The organism is Aliicoccus persicus, assembly GCF_900110815.1.
Taxonomy (GTDB): domain Bacteria; phylum Bacillota; class Bacilli; order Staphylococcales; family Salinicoccaceae; genus Aliicoccus; species Aliicoccus persicus.
Genome location: NZ_FOIT01000001.1, coordinates 379599 through 403481 on the forward strand (window position 1 = coordinate 379599; position 23883 = coordinate 403481).

The 23883-nt window shown below is 36.6% G+C and carries 28 protein-coding genes; 3 read left to right on the plus strand and 25 right to left on the minus strand.

Annotation, left to right across the window (positions count from 1 at the left end):
• Positions 1–5 precede the first annotated feature (5 nt).
• From BMW30_RS01765 to cmk, 11 genes are all read right to left on the minus strand, one after another.
• Positions 6–956, minus strand: coding sequence for a polyprenyl synthetase family protein (locus BMW30_RS01765; protein WP_091473326.1), 951 nt, complete (start codon positions 954–956; stop codon positions 6–8).
• The gene (locus BMW30_RS01770; RefSeq protein WP_091473328.1) at positions 953–1663 is read right to left on the minus strand and encodes a demethylmenaquinone methyltransferase; all 711 of its coding nucleotides are present in this window, start codon (positions 1661–1663) and stop codon (positions 953–955) included. Before BMW30_RS01770 ends, BMW30_RS01765 begins: the two co-directional genes overlap by 4 nt.
• On the minus strand, positions 1664–2164 hold the full coding sequence (locus tag BMW30_RS01775; RefSeq protein ID WP_091473330.1) for a hypothetical protein: 501 nt from the start codon (positions 2162–2164) through the stop codon (positions 1664–1666). It lies immediately after the preceding gene.
• A 58-nt stretch (positions 2165–2222) separates the two neighbouring features.
• Positions 2223–2495 carry an HU family DNA-binding protein gene (locus BMW30_RS01780; RefSeq protein WP_091473332.1) on the minus strand — a complete coding sequence of 91 codons (273 nt, stop codon included), beginning with the start codon at positions 2493–2495 and terminating at the stop codon, positions 2223–2225.
• 107 nt (positions 2496–2602) lie between these two features.
• Positions 2603–3322 carry a hypothetical protein gene (locus tag BMW30_RS01785; protein ID WP_091473334.1) on the minus strand — a complete coding sequence of 240 codons (720 nt, stop codon included), beginning with the start codon at positions 3320–3322 and terminating at the stop codon, positions 2603–2605.
• Positions 3315–3521, minus strand: coding sequence for a DUF2768 family protein (locus BMW30_RS01790; protein ID WP_091473336.1), 207 nt, complete (start codon positions 3519–3521; stop codon positions 3315–3317). Before BMW30_RS01790 ends, BMW30_RS01785 begins: the two co-directional genes overlap by 8 nt.
• A gap of 6 nt (positions 3522–3527) precedes the next feature.
• Entirely contained in the window at positions 3528–4574 is a 1047-nt protein-coding gene (locus tag BMW30_RS01795) for an NAD(P)H-dependent glycerol-3-phosphate dehydrogenase (RefSeq protein ID WP_091473338.1), read from the minus strand.
• Positions 4575–4585: 11 nt separating this feature from the next.
• On the minus strand, positions 4586–5896 hold the full coding sequence (der, locus tag BMW30_RS01800; protein ID WP_091473340.1) for a ribosome biogenesis GTPase Der: 1311 nt from the start codon (positions 5894–5896) through the stop codon (positions 4586–4588).
• A gap of 96 nt (positions 5897–5992) precedes the next feature.
• Positions 5993–7279, minus strand: a complete 1287-nt coding sequence (gene rpsA, locus BMW30_RS01805; protein ID WP_091473341.1) for a 30S ribosomal protein S1 — start codon at positions 7277–7279, stop codon at positions 5993–5995.
• Between the two features lie 147 nt (positions 7280–7426).
• Positions 7427–7999 (minus strand): lysophospholipid acyltransferase family protein, encoded by a 573-nt coding sequence (locus tag BMW30_RS01810; protein WP_091473343.1) that lies wholly within the window; start codon positions 7997–7999, stop codon positions 7427–7429.
• Positions 7999–8661, minus strand: a complete 663-nt coding sequence (cmk, locus tag BMW30_RS01815) for a (d)CMP kinase (protein ID WP_091473345.1) — start codon at positions 8659–8661, stop codon at positions 7999–8001. The genes BMW30_RS01810 and cmk overlap by 1 nt, the downstream gene beginning before the upstream one ends.
• A gap of 78 nt (positions 8662–8739) precedes the next feature.
• On the opposite strand from cmk, the gene BMW30_RS01820 reads away from it, so the two are divergent.
• Entirely contained in the window at positions 8740–9696 is a 957-nt protein-coding gene (locus BMW30_RS01820; RefSeq protein ID WP_091473347.1) for an asparaginase, read from the plus strand.
• Positions 9697–9769: 73 nt separating this feature from the next.
• Here BMW30_RS01820 and BMW30_RS01825 read toward each other — a convergent pair whose 3' ends face one another.
• Together BMW30_RS01825 and BMW30_RS10345 are read right to left on the minus strand one after the other, a co-directional pair.
• Entirely contained in the window at positions 9770–10759 is a 990-nt protein-coding gene (locus tag BMW30_RS01825; RefSeq protein WP_091473348.1) for a YpdA family putative bacillithiol disulfide reductase, read from the minus strand.
• A gap of 19 nt (positions 10760–10778) precedes the next feature.
• Positions 10779–11756: a LysM peptidoglycan-binding domain-containing protein gene (locus BMW30_RS10345; protein ID WP_143248968.1), complete on the minus strand. Its 978-nt coding sequence runs from the start codon at positions 11754–11756 to the stop codon at positions 10779–10781.
• A 199-nt stretch (positions 11757–11955) separates the two neighbouring features.
• On the opposite strand from BMW30_RS10345, the gene BMW30_RS01835 reads away from it, so the two are divergent.
• A complete protein-coding gene (locus BMW30_RS01835; protein ID WP_091473350.1) occupies positions 11956–12204 on the plus strand; it encodes a ferredoxin in 249 nt (82 codons plus the stop codon).
• A gap of 13 nt (positions 12205–12217) precedes the next feature.
• Here BMW30_RS01835 and BMW30_RS01840 read toward each other — a convergent pair whose 3' ends face one another.
• From BMW30_RS01840 to BMW30_RS01880, 9 genes are all read right to left on the minus strand, one after another.
• A complete protein-coding gene (locus BMW30_RS01840; RefSeq protein WP_091473352.1) occupies positions 12218–12775 on the minus strand; it encodes an ECF transporter S component in 558 nt (185 codons plus the stop codon).
• Positions 12762–14360, minus strand: coding sequence for an ATP-binding protein (locus tag BMW30_RS01845; protein ID WP_219314686.1), 1599 nt, complete (start codon positions 14358–14360; stop codon positions 12762–12764). Before BMW30_RS01845 ends, BMW30_RS01840 begins: the two co-directional genes overlap by 14 nt.
• A gap of 110 nt (positions 14361–14470) precedes the next feature.
• Positions 14471–15181, minus strand: a complete 711-nt coding sequence (locus BMW30_RS01850; RefSeq protein ID WP_091473356.1) for a response regulator — start codon at positions 15179–15181, stop codon at positions 14471–14473.
• Between the two features lie 18 nt (positions 15182–15199).
• A complete protein-coding gene (gene ccsB, locus BMW30_RS01855; RefSeq protein WP_091473358.1) occupies positions 15200–16399 on the minus strand; it encodes a c-type cytochrome biogenesis protein CcsB in 1200 nt (399 codons plus the stop codon).
• 16 nt (positions 16400–16415) lie between these two features.
• Positions 16416–18053: a cytochrome c biogenesis protein ResB gene (locus BMW30_RS01860; protein ID WP_091473360.1), complete on the minus strand. Its 1638-nt coding sequence runs from the start codon at positions 18051–18053 to the stop codon at positions 16416–16418.
• 24 nt (positions 18054–18077) lie between these two features.
• The gene (locus tag BMW30_RS01865; RefSeq protein WP_091473362.1) at positions 18078–18608 is read right to left on the minus strand and encodes a redoxin domain-containing protein; all 531 of its coding nucleotides are present in this window, start codon (positions 18606–18608) and stop codon (positions 18078–18080) included.
• A gap of 76 nt (positions 18609–18684) precedes the next feature.
• Positions 18685–19404, minus strand: coding sequence for a pseudouridine synthase (locus BMW30_RS01870; protein ID WP_091473364.1), 720 nt, complete (start codon positions 19402–19404; stop codon positions 18685–18687).
• Complete coding sequence (gene scpB, locus BMW30_RS01875) at positions 19404–19937, minus strand: SMC-Scp complex subunit ScpB (RefSeq protein ID WP_091473365.1); 534 nt, start codon at positions 19935–19937, stop codon at positions 19404–19406. Before scpB ends, BMW30_RS01870 begins: the two co-directional genes overlap by 1 nt.
• Positions 19937–20641 carry a segregation and condensation protein A gene (locus tag BMW30_RS01880; protein WP_091473368.1) on the minus strand — a complete coding sequence of 235 codons (705 nt, stop codon included), beginning with the start codon at positions 20639–20641 and terminating at the stop codon, positions 19937–19939. The genes scpB and BMW30_RS01880 overlap by 1 nt, the downstream gene beginning before the upstream one ends.
• A gap of 33 nt (positions 20642–20674) precedes the next feature.
• Here BMW30_RS01880 and BMW30_RS01885 point away from each other — a divergent pair, with 33 nt between their 5' ends.
• On the plus strand, positions 20675–21214 hold the full coding sequence (locus BMW30_RS01885; RefSeq protein WP_091473370.1) for a DUF309 domain-containing protein: 540 nt from the start codon (positions 20675–20677) through the stop codon (positions 21212–21214).
• 103 nt (positions 21215–21317) lie between these two features.
• Here the strand turns inward: BMW30_RS01885 and deoB are convergent, their stop codons facing one another.
• Genes deoB through fur form a run of 3 tightly spaced genes read right to left on the minus strand, consistent with a single transcriptional unit; the run spans position 21318 to position 23861 of the window.
• Positions 21318–22523 (minus strand): phosphopentomutase, encoded by a 1206-nt coding sequence (gene deoB / locus BMW30_RS01890; protein ID WP_377910850.1) that lies wholly within the window; start codon positions 22521–22523, stop codon positions 21318–21320.
• Positions 22520–23410 carry a site-specific tyrosine recombinase XerD gene (gene xerD, locus BMW30_RS01895; protein ID WP_091473372.1) on the minus strand — a complete coding sequence of 297 codons (891 nt, stop codon included), beginning with the start codon at positions 23408–23410 and terminating at the stop codon, positions 22520–22522. The genes deoB and xerD overlap by 4 nt, the downstream gene beginning before the upstream one ends.
• Positions 23403–23861, minus strand: coding sequence for a ferric iron uptake transcriptional regulator (gene fur, locus BMW30_RS01900; protein WP_091473374.1), 459 nt, complete (start codon positions 23859–23861; stop codon positions 23403–23405). The genes xerD and fur overlap by 8 nt, the downstream gene beginning before the upstream one ends.
• Between the last annotated feature and the right edge of the window lie 22 nt (positions 23862–23883).

Below are 23883 nucleotides of genomic sequence, written 5' to 3' on the forward strand. Positions count from 1 at the left end.
TTATATTATGAAATACGTTTTTGTAACTTTTCAGCAAATTCGATGAGATAGTGCTTAATTTCATCATCAATACTTTCAATTGCCACAATTGCATCATTGATATGTTGATTGCTGACACTTAATGCCTCATCGATCACATCTGAATCAAGTACCGCATTAATTATATCGTCTACTTGAATCAATTGCTTAGAATATCGATGCAGTTGTTCATGAAATGATGGATCTTTATCTCTCAACAATATGACTGGTAAAGTATAGTGACCATTTTTCAGGTCAGAAAATTTAGGCTTACCGATTTCTGATTCTAAGCCGATAAAATCCAAACAATCATCAATAATTTGAAAACTCATACCGATATGATATGCATATCGCATTAACTTTTCTTTTAGTTCATGCTGCAAATGACTTGCGATTGCACCGAGAGCAACACTTGTTTCTATAAGCAGTGCTGTTTTTCGATATGTTTTTTCAAAATATTCTTCTTTTGTTATATCTGCTTTAAACTGTTGTTCGAACTGATTGAGTTCACCTTCAACAATCGTTTGAATCGCTTGTGCGTATACACGGTGCAATTCCATGTTGTTGACTTCACTGGAAAGTTTTAAAGCGATAGATAATAAATAATTACCAGTTAAAATCGCTTGGTTGTATCCTTCTGAATAATAGACGGTTATGTGACCACGTCTTACATCACTGTCATCGATAATATCATCATGAACCAATGTGGCCATGTGTATTAATTCTAAGCTTGCAGCAATTTTTAAAATATCTTGCGTGTATTTTTTATCGCCAAGTTTACCTACGAGTAATGTAAAGGTTGGTCTAATTTTTTTCCCACCATATAGGAACAGCTCATAGCTTTTCTTTTTTATTAAGACTTTGTCAGGTGATATTTCAGATTCTATTATTGATTGAACCGCTTTAAAATCATCAGACAAAAATGCATTTAAGCTCATTGTCCCAATTCCTTTTCTAGTGGTTTAGTTGCAATGTGTGTTGCTGCAGTCCCGAGTGTATGACTTAAGCACTTTACGAATGTGAATCCTGTTTGTTCAATCATTCTTGACAATTTTTCTTTTGATGGGAAATTACGCGTGGACTCATATAACCACTTGTATTCTTCTTCTTTGCCAACGAGAAGTCCACCGAGTTTAGGCATGATATTACCAAAGTAAAAATTAAATCCTAATCTGATAAAGTTATTTTTCGGTTGTGACGTTTCAAGAATGACTAGTGTACCTCCCGGTTTAAGCACGCGATACATTTCCCGTAAACCAAGCGCGTAATCCGGAAGATTTCTTAATCCGAAACCAATGGTTACAAAATCGAAGGATGCATCTGGAAAATCAAGATTCATTGCATCACCCTGCATTAAAGAAATATTCTTAAGGTGAGCTGTTCTGTGTTTAGCCACCTCTAACATATTCTCACTAAAATCGACACCAACAACTTCAACCTTGTCATTTTCTTCTGCCATTTGAATCGACCAATCACCCGTTCCACAACAAAGGTCTAAGATGATATCTTCATTCTTCAGATGCATGTGCTTCATTGTTTTGTTGCGCCATAATTTATGTTGATTCAGACTGATCACATTGTTTAATTTGTCATAGTCTGCTGAAATTGAATTAAAAAGGTTTTGTATCTTGTTTTCTTGTGACACTTACATCACTTCCTTTAATCGTAAAGTCATCTTGTCCTGCATCAATTGTTGTACGTGGCGCTCTGTCGCACGCTTAACATCTTTAGATAAAAAGAAATGTTCAACTAAGTAATGTAATGGTGCATATAAAAGTGCATCCAATTGACTCTTTTCTATATTACAATTCTCTGATAGATATCGTGATTTCTTATTATGTATTTGTTTAGAAATTTCCATCATATCATTTAGAACAGTTAATTGATTATCTTCGATGACTAACTTGTAAAACTCTGCAAGCAAGTAATCACCGACGAGCACATGCTGTTCACGATCTGATTCTTTCGGCTTAACATCTAAATGCAATAATGCCCAATTAAATAACACTACAGCATCTACTGTTTTACGATACTTATCGGTCATCCGAGAATGTTCGATTGTTGATAATATATCAGCGTTAAAAGGCATTAAATATTCAGAGTTATGTTTAAGTGCTGTCTTTACTTTATGTTCTAAAAAGCTCATGGACAATCCACCTATATAAATTAATAGACCTAACACAAGGTTAGGCCTAGTTGATTAATTATTTTACTGCATCTTTAAGTGCTTTACCTGCTTTGAATGCAGGAACTTTAGAAGCAGCGATTTCAATTTCCTCACCTGATTGTGGATTACGTCCTTTTCTTGCTGAACGCTCACGTACTTCAAAGTTACCGAAACCGATAAGTTGAACCTTATCACCATTTTTTAAAGCGTCTTGAATCGATTCAAATACTGCATCTACAGATGCACCTGCATCTTTTTTAGTTAAACCAGTTTTTTCACTTACTGCATTGATTAAATCTGTTTTATTCAATGAACACACCTCCTTAAGTGCAACAATGATAGAATCATCATTATGATATGACTTTAACACAATGAAAACGGCACTGCAATCAGTTTTTAATGAATTTTGTATAATTTCTATCGGTTTTTATGTTGGTTCGTCATAAAAATTGGTTCGTTATTTTCATCAACTGTAATTTCTGGTGAAAAGACAGGGACTATCGGTGTATATTCGTATAAAATCTCACGTACATCATCACCGGTTTCAAATGTTAATTCCTGATCATTTATAATATGTCCAATATCTGATCGATAATCGATCACCCATTGTTGCCCGCCTGAATAGTAGACGTTTAACAAATTATCAGTATATGGGCTTCTCACCGTTGGATTCTCATCTAACTCATAATACTCTAAATCTAAGGCATACACATTTGGCCCAATCTGTTCACCGAGTTCAACATGTGGCCCCATACCTTGTATTCGCAGTTGTAAACTACGCAGCGCCTCAAACAACTCTAAATCTGCAAGTTTTACTTGAGGGTCTTCTTCTGCATCAATGATTACGTACTGATACGTGCCACCAGCTTCAAATGAATTTGTAGGACGATCAGATATATAATTCGGGACCAAGCGCTCAAATTCAATCTGATATTTCATGTATTCATCGGGAGCTTCGATTGTTTTTATGGGCAATAAACCATCTGTGTTTTCTTGATATTGTTCAATTGCCTGCTGGACTTGATTAATCTGAGTCTCATCCGGTGGCGTGTTTGCCTGACGTTCTGATTCAGGATATAAACAACCACTTAAAAAGAATACAAGTAGTAAAGTTAGTACGCTATACCATCTAGGCATGGGAACTACCACCAATAACAGGAATCATCAGTAAGAATGCAATGATCAACAATATCCATGCAACGATCGACATAATAATCGATATCACTCTATTTTTAATTACAAAACGTGCAACATATATAAGAACTGCTGCGACTGTCATCGCACCTAACGAATAAAAAGAAATCCACATTAAATCTAATCTTGCTATATCAAACATATTAATTTACCTTTCAACTTGTTCATTTAATATTTCTCTTAACTCTTCTGTCTCGCCTGTTTTATCTCTCATCATTAACTTAGTAAATGCTTCTTCCTGTGAAATACCATGGAACAAATAATGATATAAGACATTCGTAATCGGCATTTCTACATTATATTTTTGAGATAAAGCATATGCGGCTTTTGTCGTATTTACGCCTTCAACAACCATTCCCATCTCAGCTTGTGCTTCTTCTAACGACATGCCACTTGAGAGCATAATACCACAGCGATAATTTCTGGAATGCATACTCGTTGCTGTAACGATTAAATCCCCGATTCCAGTTAAACCTAAAAATGTAAGCGGATCTGCACCTATTTTTGTACCGAGTCTTGTGATTTCTTGAAGACCACGTGTAATTGTAGCGGCTTTCGTGTTATCACCAAATCCAAGTCCGTGAAGCAGTCCGATTGACAAGGCGATAATATTTTTAAGTGCCCCACCGATTTCTACGCCAATGATATCATCACTCGTGTAGACTCTAAAATACCGATTCATGAACACATCTTGTATTTTACGTAAATCTGTCGGATACTTTGATGCGAGTACAACGGTTGATGGTTGACGAAGCGCTACTTCCTCTGCGTGTGAAGGACCAGATAATACTGATAAAGAATCAATATATGCTGCATCGATTTCTTCTACAATAACGTCCGACACAAACATATTTGTATTAAGTTCTAGACCTTTCGCAATATGAACGAGGATTAACTTTTTTTTGTGTGTTTGATTTAGACGGTTTATCTCACGACAAACAGGACGCATTGCATTAACTGGTACCGCTAAAACGATTAATTCAGCATGAACTAATGCATCCTCTAAAGATGTTGTTGCTCTAATATTAGAAGGTAAGACCACTTCTTTTAAATATTGTGAATTCGTGTGTTCATTGTTGATCTCATCTACGACTTCTTGATTTCGTCCATACATCAGCGTGTCATTATTATTATCATCAATAACAACAGATAGACTTGTTCCGAAACTTCCAGTACCGATTATTGAGACTTTCACTGAGCGACCTCCTAATTTCTTTTTCTACCCATTATATGGATAGGTGTACCTGTAAAATCAAAAGCGCGTCTAAACTGGTTTTCAATATAGCGCTTATAACTAAAGTGTAGCAATTCTGTATCATTTACAAACAATACAAACGTCGGTGGTGCAACACTGACTTGTGTACCGTAGAATATATTTAATCTCCGGCCTTTATCAGTTGGTGTTGGATTCATGCTTACACTATCCACGATAACTTCGTTTAATGTGCTTGAAGGTATGCGTTTTTTATGCGACTCATCCACTTGACGAATGAGTGGAAATACCGTGTTCAAACGAGATTTTGTCTTTGCTGATACGAACGTAATTGGCGCATAATCCAAAAATTGAAATGCATTGCGAATTTCATCTTCAAATTTCTTCATCGTTTTGTCGTCTTTTTCTACAGCATCCCATTTATTAACAACGATGACGATTGCTCTACCTTCTTCATGTGCAAGACCTGCGACACGTTTATCTTGTTCAATAATACCACGTTCACCATCTAGGATGACAAGTACAACATCAGAGCGTTCAATGGCACGTCGTGCTCTTAAAATAGAATATTTCTCAGTTGCTTCGTAAATCTTTCCTCGTTTACGCATACCCGCTGTGTCAATCAGCGTGTATTCTTCACCATCTACAGTGTATTTTGTATCAATTGCATCACGTGTTGTACCTTCAATATCCGATACAATAACACGTTCTTCACCTAATATAGCATTGATTAGGCTAGATTTTCCGACATTTGGTCGTCCAATTAATGACACTTTTACTGAATCATCAACTGCCTCACCTAAATCTAACATTTTAACGTGATCTATTGCGACATCCAGCACATCACCTAAGCCGAGACCGTGTGATCCTGAAACTGGGTAAGGGTCACCTAATCCGAGTTCATAAAAGTCATAGATATCATTACGCATTTCAAAATTATCAATCTTATTCACGACAAGAATGACGGGTTTACCTGACTTTTGTAGTAGTCGTGCGACAAATCGATCGTCGTCTGTCACACCTTCTCTACCGTTACAAATCATGAGTATGACGTCTGATTCTAATATTGCGATTTCAGCTTGCATTTTAATTTGTACTTGGAATGGCGCATCTTCGATTTCTATACCACCTGTATCAATGACATTGAATTCATAATTTAACCATTCACCACTGCCATAGAGTCTGTCACGTGTGACTCCAGGTGTATCTTCTACAATCGCTTTTCTTTCTCCGATAATACGGTTGAACAGTGTAGACTTCCCTACATTGGGACGTCCGACCACTGCAATCGATGGTCTATGCATTGGCATAACCCTCCTTTTTCACAAAATAAAAGAGCGATTTATATCGCTCTTAATATTATCATATATTGATTTTTCTATCATGAGACAATGTATCGATTAACCTTTGAAGTCCTTAAACTTATCTCCGAACAAATCACCTAGTGTTGGTTCATCAGAATTTGAATCATCTGAGTACACTTTAGGTGTTGATTCTTTTTTCGGTCTAGCCTGTTGCTTTGGACGATCAGCTTGTTCCTGAGTCGCTTTGATTGATAAAGAAATCTTTTCTTCTTCTTCATTAATCGATAAAATTTTGACTTGAATTTCTTGATTCACTTCAAGCACATCACTTGGTACATTGACGTGATCATAGCTAATTTCAGAAACGTGAACTAATCCTTCAACACCCGGTGCAACTTCAACAAAGGCACCAAAGTCAACTAAACGTTTAACGACACCGTCTAACACATCATCTTGAGCATGTTGCTCAACAAACGATGTAAATGGGCTTTGACCCGCTTGTTTAATCGACAAGCTAACGCGTTCTTCTTCAGGTTTAATATCTAAGATTTTCACTTCAACTTTTTGTCCGATTTCAACAGCATCTTCAACTTTTTCAACACGTGAATAACTCAGCTGAGAAATATGCACAAGACCATCAATGTTACCTAAATCAACAAATGCACCGAAGTTTGTCGTACGTACAACTGTACCTTCAACAATATCTCCAACATTTAATGATTCAAGTTGTGCTTTTTTATTCTCATTCTTTTCGCTTTCAACGATGCGTTTTCTGTTTAGGATGACGCGGTTTTTATCGAATTCAATTTCTTCAATTTTTACTTCTAACTCTTGATCCGCAAATTGTTCCAAATCTTCAACAAATGAGTCTGAAATGAGTGATGCAGGAATGAAACCACGCACACCAACATCAAGTACTAAACCAGCTTTAACGACTTCAGTTACTTTACCAGTAATAGTTTCATCGTTATTTTTCTTTTCTTCAAGTGATTCATAAACCTTTGTTTCTTCTAATTTTCTAATTGAAAGAATCACGTTTTGACGATTTTCCTCATTTTCAACCTTAATAACAACGCCTGAAATCTGATCATCGATGTTTACAACTTCTTCTGGTTTTTCAATGCGTTGATTTGTAAGCTGACTAATCGGAACGATACCTTCAAAATCAGTACCATCGATGTGAGCTTTTATAAATTTATCTTCAATTTTATATACAGTTCCTGTGACAACGTCATCGATGTTAAATGGAAGTTCCTCCGTTGACTCAGTGCTCTCAACAGCTTCAACTTCATCCTTTTTCTCTTCTTCTTTCTCGTTGTCTTCAGTCGTATCGTTGTCTACAATGTTCTCTTCATTTTCTTCGTTTAAGTTCTCTATCAGCATGTCGGCTCCTCCAATGGCTATCCATAAATAGAATGATATATATAAACTTCTTATAAATATGAAGTTTTGTCAAGTAAATTCAGACAATTAACGAATAATTTATGATTTCTTAATCATTTGATTACAAAAGATTAAATATGCGGAAATTTACTTTTCGATTAACTTTGAAATTTCTTCGCGCATCAACTGGGTAAGTTCTTTACGTTTCATGCCACCTTCAGCAAGTGAAGGGACATCGATTGGTTTTCCGTAAGTGATTGTAACACCTTCCTTACGGTTGTACTTTCCTGTAATAGCTGTCGGGACAATTTGTGCTTTTGATTTCATTGCAATAAAACTCGCACCTTCTTGAAAGTCACCGAGTTCATCTGTTTTACTGCGCGTACCTTCTGGGAAGATCAGCAACATGTTCCCTTCTTCAAGTACCTCGACTGACTTTTTCAATGCTGCACGATCAGATTTTCCTCGTGATACAGGAAATGCATTTAAATTTTTAATAATGAATCCTAGGACGGGAATTTTGAATAACTCCTCCTTCGCAAAAAATGCAAGTTCACGCTTAATTGTAACACCAATAAGTGGTGGATCTAGCTCAGATTTATGGGATGATGCAATAATAACAGAGCCATCTTTTGGAATGTTCTCTGAACCGTTCACTGTTATTTTAAATCGAATATAAAATGCAATTTTAACGATGTTTTTTATAATAGTATAAAACATTACCTTTCACCTCTGATTGTGTCTTCTGCTAGATGGATTATTTTTGATGTAACTTCTTCAATACTCATGTAAGAAGTATCTAAAAATATCGCATCTTCAGATTTTCTGAGCGGAGATAATGCTCGGTTTTTATCTTGTTCATCACGCTTTCTAATCTGCTCAGTGAGCGTACGCATGTCGATTTCAATTCCTTTTTTCTGTTCTTCGATAAATCGACGTTCTGCACGCACTTCAGGTGAAGCGTTCATATAGATCTTTAGTTCAGATTCCGGTAAAACAGTCGTTCCTATATCACGACCATCCATCACAACACCTTTGTCTTTGGCAATCTCACGTTGCATGCTTACTAAAAACTCTCTAACCACCTGTAAGCTAGACACACGACTGACATTTTGATTGACTTCCATGCTTCTGATTTCAGCAGTCACATCTTCATCATTAACAAACACCTTTTGGTCAGGTAATGGCGTTAATCGTATGTCTAGAAGAGATAAGTCATCCAGCACATCCATGCCATTTCTTAGTGTATGTAATGTGACCGCACGATACATCGCACCAGTATCTATATAGATATAGTTAAAATGCTCGGCCACTTTTTTTGATATTGTACTTTTACCTGCAGCAGCAGGACCATCAATTGCAATATTTATTTTACCAACCATTCCAATACCTACCTTGCTATTTGATTTCAGTTTATTTTATCATATATACGCACGGAAAAGATTCCTAGGAGGGATTTCATGAAACGGATTTTAGCAATACATACTGGTGGGACGATCAGCATGTCGTCACATGACGGCGTCGTGACGACGAATGAAAAGAATCCATTAACATATCAAGATGGCGTGACACTCGGTACAGAACTCGATGAAGTTTACCCGATTCAAAAGCCATCACCACATATAACACTCGAAGATATGCAACATCTGAGAGAAATAATTGAAGAGAACCAAAATGAATACGATGGCTTTGTGATTACACATGGTACGGACACGTTAGAAGAAACAGCGTATTTCTTAGATCTAACACTAAATGTACCATCACCCGTTGTCATCACAGGTGCAATGCGTTCATCAAACGAAATTGGTTCAGACGGGCTGTATAACTATATTTCAGCCATTCGTGTTGCATCTGAATCAAGTTCAGAAAACCGAGGCACACTCGTTGTTTTTAATGATGAAATTCATGCGGCACGCTATGTCACAAAGACGCATACTTCTAATATCGCGACGTTCCAAAGTCCTAATAGAGGTCCGCTAGGCTTTATTACTAAAGATAAAGTGACATATCACCATGAACTCTATGAACAAGATCACTTGGATATATTTAATCCAGATATTAAAGTTGGGATTATAAAAGCGTATGCGGGTATAGAGAACACATTGTTTAACGCTTTACTTGATGCAAAATATGATGGACTAGTTTTAGAGGCGCTTGGACAAGGAAACATGCCACCATCCGCTCTAGAAGGATTAAACGCTTGTATAGACGCAGGAATGAAAATAGTCATTGTGTCACGCGCATTTAATGGTGTTGTTGGAAAATATTATGGTTATGAAGGTGGCGGCTATAATTTAGGAATGCGCGGCGTGATTTTCAGCAACGGACAAAATGCACAAAAAGCACGCATCGCACTCACCCTTGCTCTTTCCAATATTGACAATGATGAAGAAATCAGAGCAATTTTTGAGAAATAGAAATGAATTCCATTTAAATATAAAAGTAATATAAAAGTGCACTTAACTCCTAGGAGTTAAGTGCTCTTTTAATTTATCTTTGCTTTAATTTTACTGATTCTTTATTGATAATATCTTTCGTAATTAATCCACCATGGAATTTACCATTTTCAATGAAGATTGTATTCGCATCATTACCCGCTGCGATTACTCCAGATATATACAAATTCTCAACATTCGTTTCCATCGTCGTCTCATCATATGACGGTCCAACACCGTAAGGCGTTTCATTAATCTGTATGCCAAAAGATTCCATAAATGTATAGTCAGGGTGATATCCAATCATAGCAAAAACAAAATCATTATCGATTGTCACGAGTCCATCTGGCCCTCGAAGGGTAACAGTGTCTTCAGTAATTTCATCAACATCTGTGTCGAACTTCATTTGAATTTTACCGTGTTTTACTAACGATTCAAACTCAGGCAATATCCATGGTTTAATGCTTGGCGAATACTCACTACCACGATAGATAACCGTGACATTCGCTCCTGCATGTTCGAGTTCAATTGCAGCATCGACGCTCGAGTTTTTACCACCGATCACCAGTACATTTTGTTTAAAGTATGGATGTGCTTCTTTAAAGTAGTGATGCACTTTTTCTAAATGAGCTCCTGGTGCATGTAACTCGTTATGCTGGAAATAATAACCAGTCGCAAGCACAAGATACTTACACGTGTATTCACCTTTAGTCGTTTTCAAATGAAACAGATCATCGTTTTTTTCTCCGGACAACACTTCTTCATAGAGATTGATGTTCAAGTCATATCGACTGGCAACTTCTCTATAGTAAACGAGTGCTTGATTGCGCACTGGTTTTTTCTCCACCGTGATAAAAGGAATATCACCGATTCCGAGTTTGTCACTCGATGAAAAGAACGTCTGATGTGTTGGATAATGGTAAATCGTATTGACGACATTACCTTTTTCTATAACTAAGTAATCCTTATCGGCGTCTTGTAAGTCGATTGCTGTAGCTAAACCACATGGTCCTGCACCGATAATTATCGTCTCAATATAAGTCATTTTGTCACCTTTCTAAACCTTATGGAATTGTCAATGTTTGGCCAACTTCTAGATTGTCGCCTGAAATACCATTCGCTTCTCTGATTCTCTGAATGTTCGCAGCCGAACCATCACCATAATATTGAATAGCGATTCTATATAAGTTATCTTCACCAGTTACAGTATGCACTTGACCACCTGCTGATGGTGTTTCTTCTGAATCAGTATCTTTTGTTTCTTCTTCATTTTCTTGCTCTTGTTCTTGTTCTTGTTCTTGTTCTTGCTCTTGCTGCGCTTGTGCTTGTGCTTGTCTTCTGGCTTCTTCTTCAGCTGCTCGTTGACGTGCTAATGCTTCTTGTTCTCTTCTTTCAGCAAGCTCAGCATTCTTTTCATTCACTGCATTTTGTGCAGCACGTTGAAGTTGTTGTCTTTGTGCTGATGAATAATCAGCTGTCGTTTGAATCTCTGGTTCTTCTGTTTGCTCTGGTATTTCTTCAGCAACATCTGTTGATTCTTCATCTTCTTCATCGTCAGTCGCTACATCAGTCTCATCAGATGTCGTCTCTGAATCTTCTGTGTCTATCTCTTCATCTGTAGATTCTTCTTCGGTATCTTCAGTCGCGTCATTTGATGCGATGCGGTTCGTGTCTGTTTCATCCGGCAAGAAATTCGTGATGAGTAAGAATGCAAGCAGTATTGTAATTGGCAACAATAGTATACCTGTTACAATAATTGGAATAATCGGTCGTTTCCGATCCTGATTGTCATTCTGCTCACGATTTCCACTACGAAAATTCGTGAATTTTTCCTTGAGAATTTTGTTCTCTTTTTTTAATTGCGTATTATATGCTGATAGCTTTGTACTTACAAACTTTTTACCCTGTTCTAACTTATCATTTTTGACACTATTCGAGCGTGCTTTGTCCTCGTCAGACTGCGGTTTCATGTTTTCTCGCGTCTTTTCTAAATCATGATCTTGGCTCTCTCTATTTGTTTTATGTCTATCTGATCGTTTCACGAATTTTTCACATCCTTTTAATATCTTATGTATACAACTATTGTAATATTATAATACTTTTTTGTGTACTTTTAAAGTATATCTATTTTTTTATCCGTCGTTTGTATGATTCCATTCTATTTGAGTGGAAAGTATTTGAATGTTTAACTGATTAGCATTACAATAAATTCAGTAAAGTCGAAGTGAAGAGGTGAAACCCATGAAAAAATATACAATTGTTGATATGGACACTTGTATTGCATGCGGTGCGTGCGGTGCGGCAGCACCGGATATTTATGATTATGATGATGATGGCATTGCGTATGTAATATTAGATGATAACCAAGGGACAATGGCCGTACCTGAAGAGTTACATGAAGATCTTGAAGATGCTTTTGATGGCTGTCCAACAGATTCAATTAAAATTGCGGACGAACCATTTGATGGTGATCCGTTAAAATATGAGTAAAAACAAATCAGTGCTATTTTAGCACTGATTTTAATTTTGGAATTAATTTGATATAGACAAAATATGAAACAATGGCAATGATCAATCCTTTAACGATGTTAAAAGGAATGATACTTGCTGCGACTATCATGCGTACATTCTCAACAATATCTGTCAGATCGACAATTGCGCCATACGCTGGCAAGAAGACGAAATAATTTAATAGACTCATCATCACTGTCAATGATAGAATACCTACGACAAAACCGATTATTAATCCTTTTGTCGTTTTATTTTTTAAGTAGATAAAATATACGGGTACGAGCATCGATAATGACGCCAGTAAGTTGGCGATTGGACCGACAGGCTCGCTCGATATCAAAATGCCATATATTAATATTTTTAAACCGATGATTGCAAGTCCAGGTATCCAGCCAAACAAAATAAACCCAATAAATGCAGGGACATCTGATAAATCAACCGTTAAAAACGGCGGTAAGAATGGTAATGGTACTTGGATTAACATCAGTATAAAACTAATCGTTCCGAGTATACTGATCAACGTTAATGTCTTCACACTAGAACGTTTCATGAACGTTTTCCCTCTCTTTAGGCAACCGAATGATGAACGATGTGCCTTTGTTCAGTTCACTATCTACTTCAATCGTGCCTTGATGTTGTTTGATAATTTGTGAAACGATATAAAGTCCTAACCCTGTACCATGTTTACCACGTGTACGCGCTTCATCTACTTTATAAAATCGTTCAAAAATATGCTTTTGATTTTTCTTTGATATACCAGTGCCTGTATCACTGATTATTAATACAATTTCATCCGCTTCTTCACGACCGGTGAATCTGATCTCATCACCTTCCCGTGTATAACGAATGGCATTGTCTACCAAATTCACCAAGACTTGTATCATTTTATCATAGTCAAACAGTGATTCAAGTGATTCTTCAACATCGATAACGAGATTTAAACCATTCGACTCAATTTCTAAACTAAACGTCTTTTCTATCTGTTTAAAGAGATCGAGAACATTGTAAGAAGATATGTTTAAGCTGCTCTGACCTTGCTCAAGTTGTTGCAGCTGTAGCAACTCATTCACCATGTGATTCATGCGTTCGGATTCATCTTTAATAACTGAAATCATCTCTTTTACTTCTTTCGGATCCGTTACCACATCATCTAACAAGGCTTCAGAATATCCGGTCAGCATCACCATCGGTGTTTTTAGTTCATGAGACACCGTAGAGATAAAGTCACTGCGTGTTCTTTGCATGTTCACTTCTTCTGTGACATTTCTAAATACGATAACAAGTCCATCCGTAATGTCTACATTTGAAATCGGGATAGACGTTACATGATAATGCTCATCATCAAAAGTAATCTGGCCTTCCTCACTCGTTTTATTATCAATCATAAAGTTGATGTTTTCGAATAAATTAGAGAGACCTTCTGCGCCTTCTTGATTTCTTTTATCGTAAATATATTGACCTGGTTGATTAGAATATAATAGGTTTTTATCGTGATCAAAATACAATATACCTTCATGGATAGAACTAAAAATAGTTTCTCTCAAATTCTTTTCGTTCGTCAATGCTTCAATATTCTTTGATATGTTTCTATTCATTCGATTAAACGCGAGTGTGAGTTCACCGAGTTCATCTCTCGATTTTATAGGAACGACAAGGTTTGGTTCTTTTAACACGCGATAAGACGCTTCTTTTAAACGGATGAGTGGTGACGTCAGTTTGTGTATCAGATAAAATGCAAAAACAGTTGTAATCAGGTTGAGTATCAATGCACTCAATACGAAGATAGAAACAATCGCTCGTAATGACTCTTTAACTGGTTCTAAATCACGGTACATGATCACTGCAACATCGTCTGAAAAATAATTGCCTAATGAGGATAATTTAACTAAGTAATCTCTCTCTTGAATATCACTTAATATAAATGAATCACCTTCAGGCGTCTCCTCTAAAATCATTGTAAAGATCTCTCTATCAAGGTCTGAATGATTCGAAATCATCTGTCCGTCGATATAGATTATCGTATTATCCTCTAGTAAAGCAACGGATTCAAAGCCCTCGACATAATGCTCTGTCAACATGAATTCCTGAACGCGATTCATCTCTCTAGATAACTCATTATCCAAATTATTCATCATAAAATTCCGAAAGTAAAAAGATAAAATTATCGTTAATATAACTAAAACTGTAGTAACTATTAAAATAATAGTTAACCACAGTTTCGTTACAACACTATTAAAAAACCGCATTATTCTTTTACCTCAAATTTATAACCGATACCCCAAACCGTTTGTATCATTTGACTTGCCTCAGGTGATACTTTATTGAGTTTTTCTCTCAAGCGTTTGATATGTGTATCAACGGTTCTTAAGTCACCATAAAAGTCATATTTCCATACTTCTTTTAATAGTTCCGCACGCTCAAACACTTTGTCCGGTGTACGTGCTAGAAACAGCAACAACTCATACTCTTTCGGTGTTAGATTTATTTTCACACCGTTTGTTGTTACTTTATGTGCGTCATTATCGATCGTTAACTCATCATAAACAATCACATCTTTTGCTGTGCTATCTGTCTTTATAAATGCTGTTTCAGAAGAACGTTTTAATATTGCTTTGACACGCAATACGACTTCTCGTGGAGAAAATGGTTTGACAATATAGTCGTCTGCACCAGATTCAAATCCTTCAACACGATTATTTTCTTCGCCTTTAGCAGTCAGCATAATAATCGGTGTTGACTTAGTTTTGCGCAACGTTTCCGCAACTTCAATGCCATCCATACCTGGCAACATTAAATCGAGCAAGATACAATCAAAATCCATTTCTAGTGCCATATTTAATGCTTCTTTACCATCACCCGATTCAAACAACTCATATGACTCTTCTCTTTCTAAATAGAGTCGAATTAATTTGCGAATACGCTCTTCATCATCGACAATCAATATCTTTTGTGTCATTTATGATTCACCTCTCAATTATGCGTATGAATGCAATCCTGCAACAAGTAAATTGATTGCAATTAAGTTAAACAATATGAGTAAGAAACCTAAAATTGCAAGCCACGCTGATTTTTCTCCCTCGTATCCACGATTTAATCGTAGGTGCAAGAATATCGTGTAGAACATAAATGTAATGAATGCAAAAGTTTCTTTTGGATCCCAGCCCCAGAATCTACTCCATGCAATCTGTGCCCAAATCGCAGCGAAGAATATACCACCGAGTGCGAATAGTGGAAAACCAATAATAACCGAACGGTATCCGATTTCATCCATTAATTCTAAGTTAACTTTTCTTGTTAATGGCTTAATCAATGTAATAATGCGCTGTCTAATGCTCAAACGAACAATACCATAGACGATTAAACCAACGATGAATGACCAAATGACTGTATTGAGTGATTGAGAATTTATGACCGGCGGTAATTCCACACCTGTCATCATATGTTCTGTCGGTTCGTAATTGTTTTCTCCAACGTGCTCTACCGGTATTGCATCTCTAAAGACGATGAGCGCAGGTAAATTATATTCTGCAACTTGTTCATTACCTTGCCGATCCACATAGTAGTAATCGTCTTGATAGCCAACGATACCTGTCATAACAACTGTCATGATGATAAATGAAATGACAACGACAATACCAGCCATCAATGACTCAAGCGCAAATGCACGCTTCGATTTTTCTTTCGGTTCGATAACTTTTAGTAAATAAATTAAACCTGCAACCGCACTCATCGACAGTATCCCGTATGCAAATGTTACAGTAAATACATGGATGAATAACCAGTTACTCTGCAATGCAGGAATAAGTGGTGATGCTTCTCTAGTGAACATACTTCCATATGCAATGAGTAACAACACGATAGGTATTGTAAATAAAGCGAGTGTACGTGTTTTGAAATAGAAATAGGTAATGATTAATCCACCAATAATCATAATTGCAAACACGACGATAAATTCATACATGTTAGAAACAGGTGCATGTCCTTGACCGATCCATCTAAACACAATGTACCCTAGCATTAGGATGAATGACACGATTACCATTGTGAAACCTATATTCCATGCTCTTTTCTTTTCTGTTTTCATACTCATGGCAATCGGAATAATCGCTATTATGAGTAATACAAAGGCGGTGTATAGCAATGTACCGCTTAACGATACGAGTTGTGTGTCCATCATAAGTCTCCTATCTCTATTTATCTTTTTTAGTCTGTTCTATTACAAACTTATCTTCAACTTGTTCAATATCTTCTGATTCTAATACTTTGTTCAATTCTTTCTTTAGGCCAAAGTAGTTTTTGTTCGTATGTGCTGCAAGTTTAAATGCAGTATCATTTTTTATCCAAATACGACGATGATTGATATAGGAACCGATAAACAGTCCAAATAAGAATATTACAAAACCGACCGCAAAGAATGGCATTGTTAAATCTTTTTTCAATGTGAGTACAGAAGCGACTTGATCTTCTGCTTCAAGGAATCGGATGTTGTACTCGTTATTATCAGTAATTGGTGTACTACCCATAATTCGAATAAAACTTCTTTCCGGATCTTCACCTTGTTCGTTTACTTCAAAGACAAACGCTGGGTTTCTCGGAACTGGTGTCTGCGATACAAGCGTACCATTGTCAGCAATTTCTAAGAAATCGGGTGAATATGCTCGCATATCAATCACGATGTCATCCGTGATGTTGTACGTTTCATCTGGAGTTCTTAAATCAACAACAAATGGATCACCAACCTGTTCACCATCAGCATCTTCTAAGAAGAATGTCATCGATCTTAATTGTGAAGAGTCAAAACTCGATTGGAATATCTCATACCCATCAAACCGGTATGGGTGGTTCACTTGAATGCTATAGTCATCAACTTTTTCTAAATCAGGTCGAGAACCAACAACGTTTTGATTGAGGTTTCTATAAATGCTCACATCTGTTTGGAAATTTTGTGTGACCACTGCATTCATCAATGCATCTGAGAAAACATCATGTTCTTCTTGATCATAGTTTTCCACAATGAAGCGATTATTTTCTATATAGAATTCATTTTCTGTTGTCGGAATTGCAACAGTTTCACCCTCAGAAACATAAATGATTTCGTCGATATACAATCCTGGGAAAAATCGCAGCATACTTCCGAATAAAATCAGTATTAAACCACTATGATTGATATAAGGGCCCCATCTAGAGAATCTCCCTTTTTCAAACATGTAGTTTTCTCCATCAGTCCTTACTTTATAGCGCATCTTTTTCAATTTCGAAACAATTGAACTGACTTTATCATCTTCAATCGTCGTCTCTTGAATTGAATATAATCGCTGACGTTTAAAGAAACTATCATGTTTTTTTACATGTTGTTTATAAAGGGTTTTAAACAACGGCACCCCTCTATCGATACTTGCTGCAATGATAGATAATGCGAGCAGTCCATTTAAAATCAAGAACCACCATGATGAATATAAATTATGTAAGCCTAATTGGTAATATAAATAGCCTAGCGTACCATAGTGTTCTTGATAATGTTGCTCTGGATCAGCACCGACAGGAATAAAGTACTCCTGCGGGAAAATCGTTCCAATTGCTGCTGCAATTGAAATCAGGGCGATGATAATAACACCGTTTCTAATTGATGTAAAGAAGTTCCATATCTTATCATAAAGCGTTTGAGAACGAACTTTAGAACGGACAGCTGAACCGTCATATCTCATAACATCTTTAATTTTTTTCTTATCGTAGTCTTCATTGATCAATTTACCACATGACTGACAGAGCTGTGTGCCAGCAGGGTTGACATGACCACATGAACTACACTTTATTTCTTTTAGCGCCATTTCATTTGTCTCCTTAATGAGTCATTACTCTTGAGCCGCCTCTATAAATGCAACAATGTCTTCCCGTGATAATTGAGTCTCTTGTTTTTTAATGACAACACCATCTTGATTGATTGCGATTGTCGTCGGCATCGGTCCAATATTATATGCTCTCGTTACATCACGTTCACGGTCAAGTGCAATCGTAAAATCCATTTCTTCTGGAAGACTGCTTAAAAATTGATTGATCTGTTGATTACTTTCTCTAACGTTTACTGCAATCACTTCAACCTCACGGTCAAATTCATTGTACAGGTCATTGAGATCCGGCATTTCTTCACGACATGGTTTACACCAAGTCCCCCAGAAGTTCAATATAACACCTTGATTTTCAAGTAAATCAGAAACCTTAACGACATCACCATCAAGTGTCTCTAATTCAAAATCAATATAGTCATCACCGACTTCCACAATCTGTGTATCACTGCTTAAATTAAAGTATAAAGTCACGCCAATTAGAGCTGTGATCAAAACAAGAGTCGTAATTCGAACAACTTTTCTTGTACCTTTCTTCATATATATCACCTTTACATACTTTTAATTAAAATTATATCATCTAAACACTGTTAATGATTTGACAGTATTTTGACATTTATGATTGTGATGCATTATGAATGAGCTTTTTCACTTCATGCGGTTTAATAAAACGATACTCACCTTCAGATAATCCGTCTAGTGTCAGAAAATCAAAGTGCGTCCGTGTCAGTTTAACAACTTTTAAATCGAAGTATTCAAACATACGCCTCACCTGACGGTTTCTTCCTTCATGTAATGTGACATCTAAAATCATGTTTCTGTCATTTTTATCGCGGATCACCTTGATTTTACATGGTGCAGTCATACCATCTTCAAGCTTAATCCCACGCATAAATTGACGCTGCTGTTCTCTTTTTAAAATGCCGTCAACTTTTACTCGATATGTCTTTGTAATTTCATATTTTGGATGTGTCATCATCTGTGTAAAGTCACCATCATTTGTCATCAGGAGCACACCTGATGTATCGTAATCCAAACGACCGACTGGGTAAATACGCTCTTCAAACATTTCAAATGTATCCGTAACACTGCGTCTGTCTCGGTCATCACCAACAGACGAGATTTCACCCACCGGTTTATAGTATAAAATATATACTTTCTCTTCTTTCGTTAATGGTACGCCTTCAACTTCAATGATATCTTTCTCACTGACTTTCACACCCATGCTGGTAATCGTTTCACCATTTACAGTAACCAGACCTTTTTCAATCATCTCTTCAGCCTTGCGCCTTGATGCTACGCCGCTTTTTGCGATTACTTTTTGTAATCTTTCCATTATGCCTCATCCTTTAAATGTTTAAAAAATAGGTCAATCTCATCTTTTTCTGACGCGCCATTACGATGTGGTAAGTCATCTAAACTTTCCAAGCCAAACACTTCTAAAAAGTAATTGGTCGTCAAATAATGAAAGTATCGCTGTTCTTTAACTTCTTTTTTATATACTAAGTCTCGATTTGTTAACGTATCAATTGGTCCATCGGAATTTACACCACGAAGTCCTTCAATTTCTGCACGTGAAACCGGTTGGTTATACGCAATGATCGCAAGTACTTCCAGTGATGCTTGTGATAACCTCGATTTATTTTCCACTTTCACCATATCAAAATGATACGGTTCTAGTGCTTCAGTTGTTTGTAAAAAGTATTTATCTCCATACTTTTTAATTTGTAAATGTGGCTTGTCGTAAGAATCAACCAGTTGTTTTAATTCAGTTAAAGTGAGCGGTACATGGTTCAACAACAATTCTTCTCTTATCCCACTATCACCGGCGATATAAAGCAAGCCTTCTACAATATCTATTTTTTTCATTATGCTGGCCTTTCTAAAACAATCGTGTCATCATCCCGTCTACCGATCGTAATTACATGATTTTTAATATGTTCTAATACAACAATAAACACTGTAACAATTCGATGTCTACCTTCTAAGGTCTCAAATACTTCATGTAAGCTCATCTGATGTTTATAATTAAATTGTCTATTTAAGTAGTCCGATGCTTCCTCGTGACTCATCGTATCACGGTGTATGACGAACGACGCTTCCTCTTTCATTTTAATGCGTTGTTCCATCTTATTAAATGCATGAATCAAATCTTGAATATCTACATTCAAAGTCGATGACGCTATGTCTATTTCTTGCATTTCCTGTGGCGCCTTTGTCATAATTTTACTTTGAGAGGCCATGAGTGATTCAAGTGATTCAGCATACGCTTTATAGTTTTGATACTCAAGCAGTTGACCGACGAGTTCGTCTCGCGGGTCACCTTCATCACTGATCGGTGGCTCTGGTAAGAGCATTTTACTCTTTATCTTTAACAATTCACTCGCCATGACTAAATATTCACTTGCGACATTGATTTCAAGTGCTTTCATTGAAGCGATGTAATCCATATACTGCTTGGATAACACTTTCATTGGAATGTCGTATATATCAATTTCAAGTTCTTTTATTAAATAGAGTAATAAATCGAGTGGCCCTTGAAACACATCGAGTTTTACTTTGTAATCAAACATCTTTTCACCACGTTTCAGTTAGGAGGTTGTCGTATGGAACAAAAGTATTTAACGGACTTTTACAATGAACTAATTATAAAACAAGATTACTTTGAATGCCATGAAATCGCAGAGGATTACTGGAAGTCAAATGGCAATTTCAGCAAAGTAGATGCTGAAGTGTTTCTCATTCAAATTTCGACGGGCGAATACCATTATCGACGCGGAAACTTAACAGGTGCAAAAAAGTGTTACTCAAAAGCAATAGAATTGTTGGAAGAACAGCACTATAATCTAGATGATTTAGGACTTACTGAACAGACTAAAGCATTTTTAAATCATCGACTGGCTGATATCTTGAATCACGTTCCTTTTAAACCACCGAATATTCCATTAACTGAATCCATGCTGAATATGCTGTATATACAACACGGTCAACACATAGAAGAACATGCATTCATAGCGTCCATATATGAAAATCACGTCACGCATCACAACATCGTCCATAAACATCTCGTACGAGATCGAACATCAGTAAATCAAGCCCGCGAGGAGGCGTTAAGACTGCGTCAAAAAAGAAGTCATCATTCTTGATTCAAGTCAGAGAATGATGACTTCTTCTATTTAAGCGATGAATACCCAGTATGCAACGCCCCATACGATGGCGAAAATACATAGTAAAATAAATACGACATATTTATTTCGTCTCATTTAAAATCTCCTTTAACTTACTGACACCTGTTGTATTCAACTCTATATTAAAGTTATAAGCAATTGTTGCTGCAACGTCACTGAACGTATTACTATTCTCAAGCTCACGATAATTGAGTTTGCGTTTAGAAGTCATCAACAATGGTACAAACTCTCTCGTATGGTCGGTACCTTTATATGTTGGATCGTTCCCGTGGTCGGCTGTAATGATAAGTAAATCATCTTCTCTTAATGAATCAATAATTTCAGGCAGACGTTCATCAAAAGCTGCAAGTGCCTCACTATACCCTTCCGGGTTACGACGATGTCCATACATCGCATCAAAGTCGACAAGATTTAAAAATGAAATGCCATGGAAGTCTTCCTTCATCACAGTCAATAACTGATTCACACCATCATCATTGCTTTTCGTCTTAACGGACTTTGTAATCCCTTGTTCATTAAAAATATCAGAAATTTTACCAATGGCGATGACATCTTTACCATCGTTTTTAAGTGCATCAAGTACCGTCGGTTCTGGTGGTGATAGTGCATAATCCTTACGGTTTGCAGTTCGTTCAAAGTTATCCTTATTGCTGCCGATAAACGGCCGTGCAATGACTCGACCGACGATATATTCTGGATTTAATGTTTCCTTACGCACAAACTCACAAATTTCATAGAGTTCTTCCAACGGAATAATCTCTTCATGTGCAGCGATTTGAATCACTGGGTCATTGGATGTGTAGATGATTAAATCACCCGTCTCCATCTGATGTTCACCATAATCCTTAATAATTTCAGTTCCACTCGCTGGAATGTTACCGACGACTTTACGACCAGTGTGTGCTTCAATCTTATCGATTAATGATTTTGGAAAACCATCCGGATATGTTTTAAATGCTTCTTGAATGTTTAAACCTGCAATTTCCCAATGTCCTGTCATCGTATCTTTACCGTTTGATTGCTCCATCATTTTGCTATAGAACCCATGTGTTTGATCTGGGCATTCAATCCCTGGTAATTCTTCAATACAACCTAGACCAAGTGTTGTTAAATTAGGTAATTCAACAGGGTGTGCTTCTAGCGTGTGTTTTAGAGTATGCGCACCGATGTCGCCAAACTGATCAGCATCCGGTTGTTCCCCTATTCCTACTGAATCTAAAACGACTAAATGTATACGTTTAAAAATAATAATCACTCCTACTTTCAATTTCTTGGATGATACGTTTTGTACATCTCTCTTATTTTGACATTCGATATTTGAGTGTAAATTTGTGTTGTATTTATATCTGTGTGACCTAACAGTTCTTGGACTGCTCTTAAATCCGCACCATTTTCAATGAGATGCGTTGCAAATGAATGCCTAAACGTATGCGGTGTAATCGCCTTATTAATACCTGAAATCAGCGCATACTTTTTAATCATTTTCCATAAGCCTTGGCGTGTAAAACCCTTTCCTCGATTCGTTAAAAACAACTGATTTGTATTTAATTCTTTTAACAAATCCAATCGCACGCCAGATATATAATCCTTGATTAATCGGCTCACAAAATCAGTAACAGGCACGATTCTTTCCTTACTACCTTTACCCGTTACTTTGATAAATCCCATATCCAAATTTAAATCATCAGTTTTAAGTGCTATGACTTCACTGACACGTAAGCCGCACGCGTATAGAACTTCCATAATGAGTTGGTCACGAATACCTGCCGGTGTGTTGTCAGGCGTCTCAAGCAACCGATTCATTTCGTCGACTGTTAAATATTCAGGGATTGTCGTCTCTTGTTTAATACTTGAAAGTTTAATCGTCGGATTGTGTGTCATCGCTTGCTCATTCATCAAAAATTGATGGAAATTTTTAATCGTTGATTGCATTCGACTCATTGTTTTTTTACTTTTACCATCATCTGAAAGCTGTTTCAAAAACCCAATAATGACATCGGTACTGATCTTATTGATATCTATTATATTTTTATTTTCTATATAGACTTGATATTGTCTTAAGTCTGTTTTATATGCATCAATAGACGTCTGACTTAATCCTTTTTCTACAGTGAGAAACAACACGTATTCATCAATTAAATGATCTTTAATCATCTTTTCCCTCTATGTCCGTTCTGCACCTTCTACAAATTCCATTAAAAATTAGTTTATTATCTGTTATTTCAAACTGATATTCTTTTCTAATTTTTTCTTCTACTTCCCGTAAAAGATATTCTTCAATCTCTTCAACGAATCCACAGTTTGTGCATACTAAGTGGTGATGAAAGTGTGCTGAACCTTCTTTATACAGGTCGTATCGACTCACATTATCTCCAAAGTGAATCTTTTCAACGATTCGTAACTCACTGAGCAGTTCCAATGTACGATACACTGTTGCCAAGCCAATATCAGGGTACTTATCCTTTACCATCATGAATATATTCTCAGCTGTTAGGTGTTCCTCTTCGTTTTCTAGCAACACGCGGACCGTCACTTCACGCTGTGGTGTAAGTTTATATTTAGCATCTTGCAATGCTTTTTTAATTGATTGTATTCTCGTTTCCATCCTTACACCCCGTCCTAAAATA

What these genes read in the sequence shown, in the direction of transcription:
- BMW30_RS01870 (WP_091473364.1), bottom strand. Translation starts at nt 19,404, where the DNA reads ATGGAAAGATTACAAAAAGTAATCGCAAAAAGCGGCGTAGCATCAAGG.
- der (WP_091473340.1), bottom strand. Translation starts at nt 5,896, where the DNA reads ATGCATAGACCATCGATTGCAGTGGTCGGACGTCCCAATGTAGGGAAG.
- BMW30_RS01810 (WP_091473343.1), bottom strand. Translation starts at nt 7,999, where the DNA reads ATGTTTTATACTATTATAAAAAACATCGTTAAAATTGCATTTTATATT.
- BMW30_RS01765 (WP_091473326.1), bottom strand. Translation starts at nt 956, where the DNA reads ATGAGCTTAAATGCATTTTTGTCTGATGATTTTAAAGCGGTTCAATCA.
- BMW30_RS01790 (WP_091473336.1), bottom strand. Translation starts at nt 3,521, where the DNA reads ATGTTTGATATAGCAAGATTAGATTTAATGTGGATTTCTTTTTATTCG.
- BMW30_RS01845 (WP_219314686.1), bottom strand. Translation starts at nt 14,360, where the DNA reads ATGATGAATAATTTGGATAATGAGTTATCTAGAGAGATGAATCGCGTT.
- BMW30_RS01820 (WP_091473347.1), top strand. Translation starts at nt 8,740, where the DNA reads ATGAAACGGATTTTAGCAATACATACTGGTGGGACGATCAGCATGTCG.
- BMW30_RS01835 (WP_091473350.1), top strand. Translation starts at nt 11,956, where the DNA reads ATGAAAAAATATACAATTGTTGATATGGACACTTGTATTGCATGCGGT.
- xerD (WP_091473372.1), bottom strand. Translation starts at nt 23,410, where the DNA reads ATGATTAAAGATCATTTAATTGATGAATACGTGTTGTTTCTCACTGTA.
- rpsA (WP_091473341.1), bottom strand. Translation starts at nt 7,279, where the DNA reads ATGCTGATAGAGAACTTAAACGAAGAAAATGAAGAGAACATTGTAGAC.
- BMW30_RS01840 (WP_091473352.1), bottom strand. Translation starts at nt 12,775, where the DNA reads ATGAAACGTTCTAGTGTGAAGACATTAACGTTGATCAGTATACTCGGA.
- BMW30_RS01885 (WP_091473370.1), top strand. Translation starts at nt 20,675, where the DNA reads ATGGAACAAAAGTATTTAACGGACTTTTACAATGAACTAATTATAAAA.
- BMW30_RS01880 (WP_091473368.1), bottom strand. Translation starts at nt 20,641, where the DNA reads ATGTTTGATTACAAAGTAAAACTCGATGTGTTTCAAGGGCCACTCGAT.
- BMW30_RS01825 (WP_091473348.1), bottom strand. Translation starts at nt 10,759, where the DNA reads ATGACTTATATTGAGACGATAATTATCGGTGCAGGACCATGTGGTTTA.
- BMW30_RS01785 (WP_091473334.1), bottom strand. Translation starts at nt 3,322, where the DNA reads ATGCCTAGATGGTATAGCGTACTAACTTTACTACTTGTATTCTTTTTA.
- cmk (WP_091473345.1), bottom strand. Translation starts at nt 8,661, where the DNA reads ATGGTTGGTAAAATAAATATTGCAATTGATGGTCCTGCTGCTGCAGGT.
- BMW30_RS01865 (WP_091473362.1), bottom strand. Translation starts at nt 18,608, where the DNA reads ATGAAGAAAGGTACAAGAAAAGTTGTTCGAATTACGACTCTTGTTTTG.
- BMW30_RS01775 (WP_091473330.1), bottom strand. Translation starts at nt 2,164, where the DNA reads ATGAGCTTTTTAGAACATAAAGTAAAGACAGCACTTAAACATAACTCT.
- fur (WP_091473374.1), bottom strand. Translation starts at nt 23,861, where the DNA reads ATGGAAACGAGAATACAATCAATTAAAAAAGCATTGCAAGATGCTAAA.
- BMW30_RS01860 (WP_091473360.1), bottom strand. Translation starts at nt 18,053, where the DNA reads ATGGCGCTAAAAGAAATAAAGTGTAGTTCATGTGGTCATGTCAACCCT.
- BMW30_RS01850 (WP_091473356.1), bottom strand. Translation starts at nt 15,181, where the DNA reads ATGACACAAAAGATATTGATTGTCGATGATGAAGAGCGTATTCGCAAA.
- ccsB (WP_091473358.1), bottom strand. Translation starts at nt 16,399, where the DNA reads ATGGACACACAACTCGTATCGTTAAGCGGTACATTGCTATACACCGCC.
- scpB (WP_091473365.1), bottom strand. Translation starts at nt 19,937, where the DNA reads ATGAAAAAAATAGATATTGTAGAAGGCTTGCTTTATATCGCCGGTGAT.